This window comes from Polaribacter sp. SA4-12 (assembly GCF_002163675.1).
Lineage (GTDB): Bacteria > Bacteroidota > Bacteroidia > Flavobacteriales > Flavobacteriaceae > Polaribacter.
In genome coordinates, this window is the sequence record NZ_CP019334.1 from 1,102,051 (window position 1) to 1,115,216 (window position 13,166).

Sequence of the window (13,166 nt, forward strand, 5' to 3'; positions counted from 1 at the left end):
AAAAAAAACTTTTAAAAATCTTATTTTTTTCTAAACATTAACCAAATACCAATTAAAACTAAAGGAATGCTTAAAACTTGCCCTGTATTTAAAGGACTAAAAAGCCATTCTTCTCCCCTAATTTCTACTTGTGGTTCTTTTAAAAATTCTATGATGAAACGTAAAGACCATAAAACCACCATAAATAACCCAAAAAGGTAACCAGTTTGCTTCTTTTTATTTGTTTTCCAATACAAGTGCCACATTACAAAAAACAAGGCTAAATAACTAAAAGCTTCATATAATTGCGTTGGATGTCTTGCTGTTGTTTCTCCTGCAGCTTTAAAGATTACTCCAAAATTAGAACCAGTTTCTTTTCCATAAATTTCTGAATTGAAAAAGTTTCCAAAACGGATAAAAAATCCTGCTAAAGCAACCATAATTGCCAATCTATCTAAAATAAACAACCAAGGTTTTTGTAAGTGTTTTTTTGAATAAAAGTACAATGCAATCGGGATTCCTATTGCTGCTCCATGACTTGCAAAACCAGTAAAACCTGTAAATTTCCATCCTTTTATTATTCCGAATAAAGAATCGTTTGCACTTTCTTTTATTGGTAAAAATATTTCTAATAAATGATTTTGATAATAAGACCAGCTATAGAAAAATACATCTCCTAAACGCATACCTACAAGCATAGAAACAAAAACATACATAAATAAAATATCTAGTTTTTCTTCTGGAATTTTATCTTCTATATAGATTTTTTTCATCAATCTTAAGCCCAATAAAAATGCTGCAACGAACATTAAACTGTACCAACGAATCACAAAAAAACCTAAATCAATCCCTATTGAAGGATTCCACTCTATTGCTAAAAAACTCATATACTTCTTTATATGTCTGGTCAAGCGCAGTCGAGACCTAATTATTAAAACGTAATTTTAAAAAACCTCTCGACTGCGCTCGAGGTGACAATTTTTATTCTTTCTTATCTGGCACTGGATCATAACCACTTCCACCCCAAGGATGGCAACTAAATATTCTTTTTAACGCTAACCAACCTCCTTTAAATAAACCATGTTTTTGTAACGCCTCTATAGTATAATGTGAACACGTAGGACTGTATCTACAAGTTGATGGTGTAAATGGTGAAATTGCGGTTTGATAAAAGCGTACCAACAATATGAATGGAAATGAAAGTATTTTTTTCAAAAACTAAACCCTATTTATTTCTAAAAGTTCTCGATACAATTTCAATAAAAAATCGAAATCACTCGAACTGACAGACTCGTAATTTATAATTAATTTATTAAAAAAGTGGTGCCTTCTTTACCGTCTTTTAATTGAATTCCTAATGCAATTAACTCGTCTCTAATTTGATCTGACAATGCCCAATCTTTATTTTCTCTTGCCTCTTTTCTTAATTTGATTAACAATTCTACGACTCCATTTATTTTTTCTGAATTGTCTTGAGAATTTTCATTCATCAATCCTAAAACATCAAATACAAAGGCATTTATAGTTGTTTTAAGTTCTTCTAAATCATCCGAAGTTAAACTTGCTTTTTGCTCTTTTATTAGGTTGATAACTTTAACAGCATCAAATAAATTTGCAATTAAAATAGGTGTATTAAAATCGTCATTCATTGCTGAATAACATGCTTTTTTCCATTTTTGAACATCAAACGTAGATGTTTTTCCTGCTTCAATTTTAGGAATAAAATTAACAGCTTCCATCAGTTTAGAATGTCCTTTTTCTGATGCTTCTAAAGCGTCTCCAGAAAAATCTAAGATGCTTCTATAATTGGCTTGCAAATTAAAGAAACGAACTACACTTGCAGAAAATGCTTTTGGTAAAAGGTCGTTTTCTCCACTTAAAATTTCATTTGGTAAAATAAAATTTCCTGTAGATTTTGCCATTTTCTGGCTATTTAACAACAGCATATTTGTGTGCATCCAATAATTAACGGGCGTTTTACCACTACACGTTTTAGATTGTGCAATTTCACATTCGTGATGAGGGAATTTTAAATCCATTCCACCTCCATGAATATCAAAACTTTCGCCTAAATATTTTGTACTCATTACAGAACATTCTAAATGCCAACCAGGAAAACCATCACTCCAAGGTGAAGGCCAACGCATAATATGACGCTCGTCTGCTTTTTTCCAAAGTGCAAAATCTTGTGGGTTTTTCTTATCTGATTGTCCGTCTAAAGTTCTGGTATTGTGAATTAAATCTTCCACTTTTCTTCCAGAAAGGATTCCGTAATTTTCTTTTTTATTGTATTCTAAAACATCAAAATATACAGAACCATTTACTTCATAAGCAAAACCTTTATCCATGATTTCTTTAATCATTTCTATCTGCTCAACAATATGACCTGTTGCAGTTGGCTCTATACTTGGTGGTAAAAAGTTGTAGTTTTTTAATACATCATGAAAGTCTACAGTGTAACGCTGTACAACTTCCATTGGCTCAATTTTTTCGATACGTGCTTTCTTCGCAATTCGGTCTTCACCTTCATCTGCATCGTTTTCTAAATGACCAGCATCTGTAATATTACGCACATAACGCACTTTATAGCCTAAATGTAATAGGTATCTATACACAACATCGAAGAACATAAAGGTTCTAACATTACCTAAATGTGCGTTGCTATAAACTGTGGGACCACAAACGTACATACCTACGTATCCGTCTGTTATGGTTTTAAAATCCTCTTTAGTTTTGGTTAAAGAGTTATATACTTTAAGTTGATTTTCTTTGTAGAGTTCCATTAAAAAAATTACTATTTACAGCCGATAAAGATAGGCACTTTAAAAAGAATAGCGAAATGGAATTTGTTAGAAGTTTGGTAAATAAAATGTATCTAATTTATTTGATAACTATAGTACTATATTCTGCATTCAATTCAATTTTATTTTTTGTGTTTTCGTTTGATATATTTGATGTTGTACTTATCTCATTCGTCTTTATTACTTTATTTATAACACCAAAAGATGTTTTGTTATCTAATTTACTCGTGTTGATATTATATATAAAAGATGTTTTTACATCACCCAAAAGAATAGAAGCATCTGAGTTACTTAAGTTTAATACAAACTTGCCAAAATTAGGATTAAAACGATTAATCGTCAATTCACCAAACTTATCAGAAAGGTGTACGTTTTCATTAATAAGGCTAATATTTAAGCCTGAAGAATTATTAGATAATGTTGTATTTGTAACTGATGCAATTTTTGCATCAGTTACATTATTTAAGAATAAAGTACACCCGTTTAAATCGTTTATAGAAACCTTAGAATAATCTATCGTTAGTCTTCCTCCATTTAAATTACTCGCATCAAAACCACCATAACTTACTTTACCAAAAGCTTTTGTGTTTGGTAATTTGACTTTACAATGACGTGTATTTAAGTTGAAAGTTGCATTTTTTGGAACTTTAATTTCTAGTCTTTTTTTAATCTTAATTTTCTTTCCATTGATGGTTAAATCATTTGAATTCGAATTAAAATTTAACTTCATTTCCATTATATGTTTCTTAGCTTCTGCTAACTCCTTTTTAATCTTCTCTTTGTCTATTTTTTTGATTTCTAGCCTTGCTTTAGCCAAACCTTCTTTAATTTCTTTCATCTTAATTTTCCTAAGACTTTTCTTAGACTCAATAAGATTCTTTCTCATTTTAATCTTTGCAACAGACATTTTCTCTTTTAACTCTTTGTATTTTTTACTTTTCTTAAAAGCGTCCCATTCCTTTTTAGATTTTATACTAATTTTATCTTCACCATCATTCCATTCAAAAGAATAATCTCCATCTTTACCAACTATCTCATCAAGATTTTCTAAGTCTTCTAAGATGTGCATTCCATCAAAATCGAAGTCAAAATCAAAATCCATTTCAGGGATTACAATCGCTTCAAAATTTGGCATTTCAATATCTGGCATTTCAATATCAGGCATTTCAATATCAGGAAAGTTAAAATCTGTATCATTAAAAATGATAAAATCGTTTCTAAAACCTAAAGAATTGTTACCCTGAGAAGTAATTTTTACTTTACTTTTATTCCCTAAAGCTTCAAAATTCCAATTTTTAAAATACTTTTCTGCTTCTTCTTTAGAAAGTCCTTCAATTTCTATAAATGCCTCAACTTGCACTTCATTTTTATTCCAAGTACTTACATTTATTTCAGTGTTAGAAGCATTTATGGCAACTTCTACGTCTTTATTTACTTTAAATTTTTCTGTAAACTTTTCATCAAACTTTTGGGCAAAAGTTGTTCCTAAAAAACAGATGGCAATTAAAGTTAATATTGGTTTATATAATTTGTGTTTCATTTTGTTTTGTGTTTAAATTTTTAAGTTGTTTTAATTGCTTTTGCAAGCGTTTTAACAGCTGTAAGCGTAATTGTAAATTACTAATCAATGCATCTATTATTGAATCATTAACCCCATTTGTATTGAGCTCTAGCGTTAACGATTTGTAATTTTTGGTGAGTTCTGCTATTTTAAATAAATAACCATCAACGATTTCTTTATTCTCCTCAGTTAAATCTAACTGACTAATTTCTAAATCGATACTCTTTATATAATATGTCTCTATGGTTTGAAATTCCGGAGAAATACTACCTAAACTAATTTCCTTTTGTACAGAACTTGTTTCAACATCTTTTATATTCGTTGCATTTTCTGTTGGATAAAATTTAATAGCCAAACTAATTAACAACACAATCGAAGCTGCTACAGACAACCATTTATAATTTTTCTTTTTGGTTTTTTGTTGATGCATTTCTGACTGTAATAAAGCTTCAAACTTATTAGAATGATTTGCAGATAATTCTACATTTTCTTCCTGATAACCTTTTAATGAATTTCTAATATCTTGCTGCATAACTCGTATTTTTTAATGCTTCTTTCAGTATTTTTTTCCCTCTTAATAAATGTGTTCGAGAAGTAGTTTCTGTAATTTTTAAAACTTCCGATATTTCTTGATGATCATAGCCTTCCAACAAATAAAGCGTTAAAACCAATCTATATTTCTCTTTTAAACCGTTAATCTCTTCTACAATTCCTTCAATTGAAATATCACTATCAACATTCCAATCATCTTCATCTGCTTTTGCAATTACTTCTTCATTTATAGAAACCAATTCCAGTTTATTTTTCTTTAATTGATCTATACTTTGGTTGATCACAATTCTTTTTAACCAAGCCCCAAAAGCGACTTCATTTTTATAATTTTCGATATTCTTAAACGCCTTTATAAAAGCATCTTGCATAACATCTTCTGCTACAAATTTGTCTTTTACATATCTAAAAGCGACCAAGAACATTGCCTTGCAATACAAATTATACAACTGCATTTGTGCTTTGCTGCAGTCTTTTTTGCATTGGTCAATAATTGGTTGATGTAGTTGTTTGGTTGATCTCATTAAAACTTTCTTACACTAAAGACGATACATTTTTGGTTATGTTGCAAAATGCAAAATATTTATGATTAAATTTACATATTAACTTTTACAATGGATAAAAAATCATCAGCATTACATGAAAAAGAAGGTGTTTCTCAACCAGAAACAACCAGTAAATCTGCTGCAGAAAAAATAAAATTAAACAGAGCTAAACAAAGTTCTGTAGACACTTTTGTTTCTCAAATTTTAGAAGGAAACATTACTTTTTTGAGTCGTGCTATTACTTTGGTAGAAAGTACAAACCCAAAACATCAACAAAAAGCTAACGAAATTTTAGAACGTTGTTTGCCTTATGCTAATAATTCTGTAAGAATAGGAATTACAGGAGTTCCTGGTGTTGGAAAAAGTACGTTTATAGAATCTTTTGGAAAGCATTTAACTAGCCAAGGAAAAAAAATAGCCGTTTTAGCGGTAGATCCAAGTAGCTCTGTAAATAAAGGTTCTATTTTAGGTGATAAAACAAGAATGGAAGAATTAGTAACTGATAAAAATGCTTTTATTAGACCTTCTCCTTCTGGAACTTCTTTAGGTGGTGTTGCACAAAAAACACGCGAAAGTATTATACTTTGTGAAGCTGCTGGTTTTGATACGATAATTATAGAAACTGTTGGTGTTGGGCAGTCTGAAATCGTTGTTCATTCTATGGTAGATTTCTTTTTATTATTAAAATTAGCTGGCGCTGGTGATGAGTTACAAGGCATTAAACGCGGAATTATAGAAATGGCAGATGCTATTGTTATTAATAAAGCAGATGGCGATAATGAGAAAAATGCTAAAATTGCCAAAGTAGCATTTAATAGAGCATTACATCTTTATCCTATAAAAGAAAGTAAATGGCAACCAAAAGTACTTACTGCAAGCGCGTTACATAATTCTGGAATCTCAGAAATTGATACAATGATTACTGATTATATTGCATCAACAAAAGAAAATAATTATTTCATCAAAAAAAGAAATACTCAAAATAAATATTGGCTTTTAGCAACTATTGAACAACAATTAAAAGATAATTTTTATAAAAACCCGAAAATTAAGGATGCTTTGGCAAAAGAAATAAATAATTTAGAAAACGGAAAAACAACACCTTTTAATGCTGCTAAAAAGCTGTTAGAATTGTAATTAAGTTTACTTTTAAATTAATAATTCGCTTCTAAATTAACTTCAGACTTAAACTACGTAATTAAGTTTTAAAACAACTCAAAACCATTATACACATTAGGTTTTTGAAACTAAAAACACCACATATTTAACACTAAAATAATGTGTTCATAAGTTTCTTAACAAGTTATTCTAAACTACAGACATACGAGCTAAATGATTTCTAAATTTGAATAGAATTTGGTTTTAATAACAATATCAATTGTTAAAATTAAAAGGGAAATAGGTGAAAAACCTATACTGTTCCCGCAGCTGTGAGCTCTATTAAAAGTTTTTCATTCTTTGTCACTGTTTATTATTTTATAAATGGGAAGACGTAAAATCTGGAGTAAGTCAGAAGACCTGCCAATTTCAAATTAGTCAAACTTTCGGGATAAAAGTTATGGCACGATGTATCTACTTAATTTTTGGGTTATCGTACCTTTTTGACACATTATTAACCATCAATAAGTAGGTCTTATTGATTATAATATTCGTGAAAATGAATTATTCTAACATCCAGATTGTTCTCCAAGAAGTTCCTGGTGAAATCAGTATTTGTTTTAGTATTTGTGGTTGTCAAATTCGTTGTAAAGGCTGTCATTCTCCCTTTCTTTGGAAAGAAGAAAACGGACAACAACTCTCTACAAAAACATACCAAGAAACATTAAAAAAATACAAAGGCTTTGCAAGTTGTGTTTTATTTATGGGAGGAGAATGGCATCAAAAAGAGCTAAGTCATCACCTTAAATACGCCCAAAAAGAAGGATATAAAACCTGCCTTTATTCTGGTAGAGATTCCATTGATAAAAATCTCCTAAAACACCTTACTTGGGCTAAAACCGGAAAATGGAACGCTAAAAAAGGAGGTTTAGAAACCCATAAAACAAATCAGCAATTTATAGAAGTACAAACAAATACTATTTTAAATCATTTATTCCTAAAAAACTAATGCCCTATGATTAGATTAACTCAGAAACAAATAGATCAAAAAATTGATTTTATTGACAATTACATTAATGCTAACAATGCTGCTGATGGTTCTAAATTAGATGCCAATGCTAATGTTTCCTCAAAAAATATTGCAACTATGGAAGCTGAATTAAATAAAGACATTAATGTTCAAGTGAATAGGCAATTAGTAAAAAATAAAATTGAACAATTGTTCGATAAAGACTTGGCTAACGAATATGTGAGACAGATTGAGGCTCATGAAATTTATGTACATGATGAAACATCTTTAAAACCTTATTGTGTTTCTATTAGTATGTATCCGTTTTTATTTGATGGACTTACAAAACTTGGTGGAGAAAGCAGAGCTCCTCAACATTTAGAGAGTTATTGTGGTGAATTTGTAAATCTTGTTTTTGCGGTAAGTTCTCAATTTGCAGGTGCTTTGGCAACGGTAGAGTTTTTATTGTACTTCGATTATTTTGCAAGAAAAGATTTTGGAAATGATTATTTAAACACGAATACAAAAACAGTTTCTAACCACTTACAACATGCCGTTTATGCTATTAATCAGCCTGCTGCTGCAAGAGGTTACCAATCTGTATTTTGGAATATTTCTCTTTATGATGAAAAGTATTTTGATAGTTTGTTTGGTGAATTTGTTTTTCCTGATATGTCAAAACCTGAATGGGAAAGTCTTAAAAAACTGCAACAATTCTTTATGAAATGGTTCAACAAAGAAAGAGAAAAAGCAGTATTAACTTTTCCTGTTGTTACTGCTGCAATGTTAGTAAAAGATGGCAAGCCTGTGGATACTGAATTTGCAGATATGTGCGCTACTGAATTAAGCGAAGGAAATTCATTTTTTATATATCAATCTGAAAGTGCAGATAGTTTAGCTTCTTGCTGTAGATTAAGAAATGAAATTAGCGATAATACGTTTAGTTATTCACTTGGTGCTGGTGGAGTTTCAACAGGTTCTATTAACGTGATTACATTAAATATGAATCGCATAATTCAGCAAGGAAAAAACCTTAAATGTGAAATAATTAAAATTCAGAAATACCAAATTGCTTACCGAAAATTAATTGAAGAATATAAAGATGCAGGAATGCTTCCTGTTTACGATGCTGGTTTTATATCACTTGACAAACAATTTTTAACCATCGGAATTAATGGAATGGTAGAAGCTGCAGAAAGCCAAGGAATAAAAGCAGAAAATAGTACTCTTTATAAATACTTTGTTGCAAAACAATTAAAGGTAATTTATGATGCTAATAAAGAAGCGAAAGCAAAATATGGTTACATGTTTAACACAGAGTTTGTACCCGCAGAAAATTTAGGCGTTAAAAATGCGAAATGGGATAAAGAAGATGGCTTATTTGTACCTAGAGATTGTTATAATTCTTATTTCTACCCTGTAGAAAGTACTTCGGTAAACACTTTAGATAAAATAATTTTACATGGTACAGATATTATTAAATATTTAGACGGTGGTTCTGCGCTTCATTTAAATTTAGAAGAAGCTCCAAATAAAGAAGGATTTTTAAAATTAATTGATGCTACAGCTAAAGCTGGATGTAATTACTTTTGTTTTAATGTGAAAATTACTATTTGTAATGATTGTGACCATATTGAAAAGAAAACACTTCAAAAATGTAATAAATGTAATTCTAAAAATATCGACTATGGAACACGTGTTATTGGATATTTAAAGCGTATTTCTAGCTTTAGCTCAGAACGACAAAACGAACACGATTTTAGGTTTTATCACATAGACAAACAAAAAAATTCGTAAGAAAAAAATCAATAATAAGGAATGAGTTTCTTAACATTAAAGAAGCTTATTCCTTTTTATTCAACTAAAAAGTTACTGAAATTGTAATTAAGTTTGTTTTTAAATTTTAAAAAGATAAATTAGCGAATTACTGTCTGTTTTATAACAATTAACAACAGAAACGCATAATTTTGACTTCCATATCTTTTAAAGAATAAATTACATGACACACTTTCCTAATTTTAAATCTAATAGCAATTCTCTATTAAAAAAGTATTTAACGGAAGATGTGTTTAATGTACTTATCCATAAAAAAACGAAGCTAGGATATTCACTTCCACAAGCAATTAAATCTGGTTTAATAAATACAGATAGTAGCATTGGAGTTTATGCAGGAGATAAAGAATCTTATGAAGTTTTTAAGGAATTATTCAATCCAATAATTAAAGAGTATCATAATTTTACTGAAAGTAATAAACATCAAAGTAATTTAAATATAGCCGATTTAGACATCAATAATCCTGACCCAACAGGAAAATATATTTTATCTACAAGAATTAGAGTTGGTAGAAATCTAAAAGACACGCCTCTTGGTTCTTTAATTTCTGATAAAGAAAGAAATGAAGTAGAAACCCTTATTAAAACTGCATTAATGACACTTTCTGGTAATTTAGCAGGTGATTATTATCCCCTGAATAATATGCCTGAAGTAAAGAGAGAAGAAATGACAAATAATCATTTTTTATTCAAACAAGGAGATCGTTTTTTAGAAGAAGCGGGTTTAAATAGAAATTGGCCACATGGAAGAGGAATCTATCATAATATCAAAAAAGATTTCTTAGTTTGGATAAACGAAGAAGACCAAATGAGAATCATTTCCATGCAAAAAGGTGGAAATATTAAAGAGGTTTTTACACGATTAACGATGGCTTTAAATCAACTAGAAAAACAATTAAGCTTTTCTTATAGCAACCATTTAGGGTATATTTCTTCTTGCCCGACTAATTTAGGAACAGCCATGAGAGCGAGTGTACACATATCTTTGCCTCTACTAAGTAAAAATAAATTAGAAGAAATCACAAAAAATCATCATTTACAGATAAGAGGTATTCATGGTGAACATTCTGAAAGTGAAAACTCCATTTTTGATATCAGTAATCAAAGACGTTTAGGTATTACAGAAATTGAAGCGATTCAAGATTTATATAACGGAGTGGTTGATTTAATAAAAGAAGAAAAACAATTAGAACTTTAGGCTTCAACCAAAAACATAGATAAATTGGACGTTCTTAACTAATATTAGACCAAATTTTAGAGGTTTTAGACATTTCTAAATATGCGCTTTTAATATTTTTATTTTCTGGTTTCGATAAATTAGAATCCTCTTGCAATAAAGCAATAGCAGTATTTCTTGCTGCTACTAAAATTTTAGAATCTCTAACAACATCGGCAATTTTAAGATCTAAAACACCACTTTGTTGTGTGCCCATTATATTTCCTGGTCCACGTAATTTTAAATCTACTTCTGCTATTTTAAAACCATCGGTAGTTTCTACCATCGTTTCTAAACGTGTTTTAGCTTCTGGTGATAATTTATAACTAGAAAGCAAAATACAATAACTTTGGTCTGCTCCTCGCCCAACTCTTCCTCTTAATTGATGTAATTGCGAAAGTCCAAAACGCTCTGAACTCTCAATAATCATAACACTTGCATTGGGTACATTTACACCAACTTCTATTACCGTTGTAGCAACCATAATTTGAGTTTCACCTTTTACAAAACGCTGCATTTCATGTTCTTTATCAGCAGGTTTCATTTGTCCATGAACAATACTAATTTGATATTTTGGTGTTGGAAAATCACGAGAAATACTTTCATAACCATCCATTAAGTCTTTATAATCCATAGCTTCAGATTCTTGAATTAAAGGATACACAACATACACTTGTCTCCCTTTTTCAATTTCATCTCTCATAAATTTAAAAACCGACAAACGATTGCTATCAAAACGATGCACCGTTTTTACTTCTTTTCTTCCTGGAGGTAATTCATCAATAACAGAAATATCTAAATCGCCATAAACAGACATTGCCAAAGTTCTTGGTATTGGTGTTGCTGTCATTACTAAAATGTGAGGAGGTAAAGAAGCCCCTCCAACCTCCCCGAAGGGGAGGCTTTTCTCACTGTTGTGTAATTCTTGTGTTATCTTCTTGGTTACATTTTCAATATTTCCTATTACTTCCTCATTAGTGAATCTGATGACTTTAAAACCTAATTCTGTTAAAATTTGTGTTCTTAATTCGTCAGCTTCTATTTGTTCTTTTGTGTTGTGATATTTACCATCAACTTCAATAATTAATCGTTTAGAAGTTGAAACAAAATCAACAATAAATTCATCTACAACATGCTGTCTTCTAAATTTAATATCTAATTTCTTCGTTTTTAATTGCTCCCAAAGAATTTGTTCCGCTTCGGTAGTCTGTTTTTTTCTGTCTTTCTGTAATTCTTTCATCAATTTATAAACAGAAGGACGAGCAGTTTCATAACGATTCCGCACTTCAATTCCCTTCTCTTTGGGAAGGGCTAGGGATGGGCTATTCTTCCCCCATAATTTAGCTCTCTGCGCAACTCCAAATCGATGTTGTTCATCAATAATTGCAATTCCTAAACTTTTAAACTTTACTTTATCTTCCAACAAAGCATGCGTTCCTATTAAAATATGTAAAGTTCCATCTTCTAAATTCGCATGAATTTCTCTTCTCTTTTTTATTTTTACAGAACCCGTTAGAATATCAACATTAATATTCATACCTTTTAAAAGTTCTGAGACTGCTATAAAATGCTGATTTGCTAAAATCTCAGTAGGCGCCATAATTGTTGCCTGAAAACCATTATCTAACGCCAAAAGCATTGCTAACAGTGCAACAATTGTTTTTCCAGATCCAACATCACCTTGTAAAAGACGATTCATGTGCGCACCAGAAGCAACATCTTTTCGAATTTCTTTTAACACTCTTTTTTGAGCGTTCGTTAAATCGAAAGGTAAATGGTCTTTATAAAAAGTATTAAAGTTTTCACCTACATTCTCAAAAATAAATCCTTGTATTTTTGTTTTATTGATGAGTTTCTTCCTTAATAATTGTAATTGAATGAAAAATAATTCTTCAAACTTTAATCGGTTTTGCGCTTTTGCTAAATTTTCTTGACTTTTAGGAAAGTGAGCATTTAATAATGCATCACGTTTACTCATCAATTTAAAATCATTAATAATTTCTTGTGATAAGCTTTCTTGAATTCCATCAAAAACCTGTTCCAATAAATATTGAACATACGTTCTCATTAATTTATTAGAAACCCCAGAGTTTGTTAATCTTTCTGTGGATGGATATACAGGTTGCATTTTGGTTTGCAACTTTTTCTTGTATTCTGTTACTAATTCTAATTCTGGGTGTGGAATGCTAAAAAACCCATTATAATGATTCAACTTCCCATAAACCACATAAGGTTCATTAATTTTAAGAGCATCTTTAATCCATTTTTGCCCTTTAAACCAAACCAATTCCATGGTTCCTGTAGCATCTTGAAAAGTTGCCACTAACCTACTTCCTCTTTTTTGTGCAACAGATTTAACTCTTGTTATTTTACCAACAATTTGCACTTCAGAAGAATTTGGTTGTAGCTCCTTTATTTTATAGAAAGCAGTTTTATCAATATATCTAAAAGGGAAAAAATTTAATAAATCATTACATGTTTTTAACCCCAATTCTGTGTACAAAAGCGTTGCTCTTTGTACACTGACTCCTTTTATATATGTAATTGGATAACTTAACTTCAATTTTATAATAAT

At 30.2% G+C, this 13,166-nt stretch carries 11 protein-coding genes and 1 riboswitch; of the genes, 4 read left to right on the plus strand and 7 right to left on the minus strand.

What is annotated here, in order from left to right:
* Positions 1-20: 20 nt before the first annotated feature.
* From lgt to BTO07_RS04820, 6 genes are all read right to left on the minus strand, one after another.
* On the minus strand, positions 21-866 hold the full coding sequence (gene lgt / locus BTO07_RS04795) for a prolipoprotein diacylglyceryl transferase (RefSeq protein WP_087520147.1): 846 nt from the start codon (positions 864-866) through the stop codon (positions 21-23).
* A gap of 94 nt (positions 867-960) precedes the next feature.
* Complete coding sequence (gene yidD / locus BTO07_RS04800) at positions 961-1,194, minus strand: membrane protein insertion efficiency factor YidD (RefSeq protein WP_087520148.1); 234 nt, start codon at positions 1,192-1,194, stop codon at positions 961-963.
* An 89-nt stretch (positions 1,195-1,283) separates the two neighbouring features.
* The gene (gene cysS / locus BTO07_RS04805) at positions 1,284-2,762 is read right to left on the minus strand and encodes a cysteine--tRNA ligase (RefSeq protein WP_087520149.1); all 1,479 of its coding nucleotides are present in this window, start codon (positions 2,760-2,762) and stop codon (positions 1,284-1,286) included.
* A gap of 97 nt (positions 2,763-2,859) precedes the next feature.
* Positions 2,860-4,320, minus strand: coding sequence for a hypothetical protein (locus tag BTO07_RS04810; protein ID WP_087520150.1), 1,461 nt, complete (start codon positions 4,318-4,320; stop codon positions 2,860-2,862).
* Complete coding sequence (locus tag BTO07_RS04815; RefSeq protein ID WP_087520151.1) at positions 4,301-4,873, minus strand: hypothetical protein; 573 nt, start codon at positions 4,871-4,873, stop codon at positions 4,301-4,303. Before BTO07_RS04815 ends, BTO07_RS04810 begins: the two co-directional genes overlap by 20 nt.
* On the minus strand, positions 4,857-5,414 hold the full coding sequence (locus tag BTO07_RS04820) for an RNA polymerase sigma factor (RefSeq protein WP_087520152.1): 558 nt from the start codon (positions 5,412-5,414) through the stop codon (positions 4,857-4,859). The genes BTO07_RS04815 and BTO07_RS04820 overlap by 17 nt, the downstream gene beginning before the upstream one ends.
* Positions 5,415-5,504: 90 nt before the next feature.
* Here BTO07_RS04820 and meaB point away from each other — a divergent pair, with 90 nt between their 5' ends.
* From meaB to BTO07_RS04840, 4 genes are all read left to right on the plus strand, one after another.
* On the plus strand, positions 5,505-6,572 hold the full coding sequence (gene meaB, locus BTO07_RS04825; RefSeq protein ID WP_087520153.1) for a methylmalonyl Co-A mutase-associated GTPase MeaB: 1,068 nt from the start codon (positions 5,505-5,507) through the stop codon (positions 6,570-6,572).
* A gap of 203 nt (positions 6,573-6,775) precedes the next feature.
* Positions 6,776-6,975: riboswitch (cobalamin riboswitch) on the plus strand.
* A gap of 117 nt (positions 6,976-7,092) precedes the next feature.
* The gene (nrdG, locus tag BTO07_RS04830; RefSeq protein WP_087520154.1) at positions 7,093-7,542 is read left to right on the plus strand and encodes an anaerobic ribonucleoside-triphosphate reductase activating protein; all 450 of its coding nucleotides are present in this window, start codon (positions 7,093-7,095) and stop codon (positions 7,540-7,542) included.
* Between the two features lie 6 nt (positions 7,543-7,548).
* Positions 7,549-9,339, plus strand: coding sequence for an anaerobic ribonucleoside-triphosphate reductase (gene nrdD / locus BTO07_RS04835; RefSeq protein ID WP_087520155.1), 1,791 nt, complete (start codon positions 7,549-7,551; stop codon positions 9,337-9,339).
* Positions 9,340-9,541: 202 nt separating this feature from the next.
* Positions 9,542-10,573, plus strand: coding sequence for a phosphagen kinase (locus BTO07_RS04840; protein WP_087520156.1), 1,032 nt, complete (start codon positions 9,542-9,544; stop codon positions 10,571-10,573).
* A 34-nt stretch (positions 10,574-10,607) separates the two neighbouring features.
* Here the strand turns inward: BTO07_RS04840 and BTO07_RS04845 are convergent, their stop codons facing one another.
* On the minus strand, positions 10,608-13,154 hold the full coding sequence (locus BTO07_RS04845) for a DUF559 domain-containing protein (protein WP_087520157.1): 2,547 nt from the start codon (positions 13,152-13,154) through the stop codon (positions 10,608-10,610).
* Between the last annotated feature and the right edge of the window lie 12 nt (positions 13,155-13,166).

Coding starts and splice junctions, on each gene's coding strand:
- lgt (WP_087520147.1), bottom strand. CDS start 866: ATGAGTTTTTTAGCAATAGAGTGGAATCCTTCAATAGGGATTGATTTA.
- cysS (WP_087520149.1), bottom strand. CDS start 2,762: ATGGAACTCTACAAAGAAAATCAACTTAAAGTATATAACTCTTTAACC.
- BTO07_RS04810 (WP_087520150.1), bottom strand. CDS start 4,320: ATGAAACACAAATTATATAAACCAATATTAACTTTAATTGCCATCTGT.
- BTO07_RS04815 (WP_087520151.1), bottom strand. CDS start 4,873: ATGCAGCAAGATATTAGAAATTCATTAAAAGGTTATCAGGAAGAAAAT.
- BTO07_RS04820 (WP_087520152.1), bottom strand. CDS start 5,414: ATGAGATCAACCAAACAACTACATCAACCAATTATTGACCAATGCAAA.
- meaB (WP_087520153.1), top strand. CDS start 5,505: ATGGATAAAAAATCATCAGCATTACATGAAAAAGAAGGTGTTTCTCAA.
- nrdG (WP_087520154.1), top strand. CDS start 7,093: ATGAATTATTCTAACATCCAGATTGTTCTCCAAGAAGTTCCTGGTGAA.
- nrdD (WP_087520155.1), top strand. CDS start 7,549: ATGATTAGATTAACTCAGAAACAAATAGATCAAAAAATTGATTTTATT.
- BTO07_RS04840 (WP_087520156.1), top strand. CDS start 9,542: ATGACACACTTTCCTAATTTTAAATCTAATAGCAATTCTCTATTAAAA.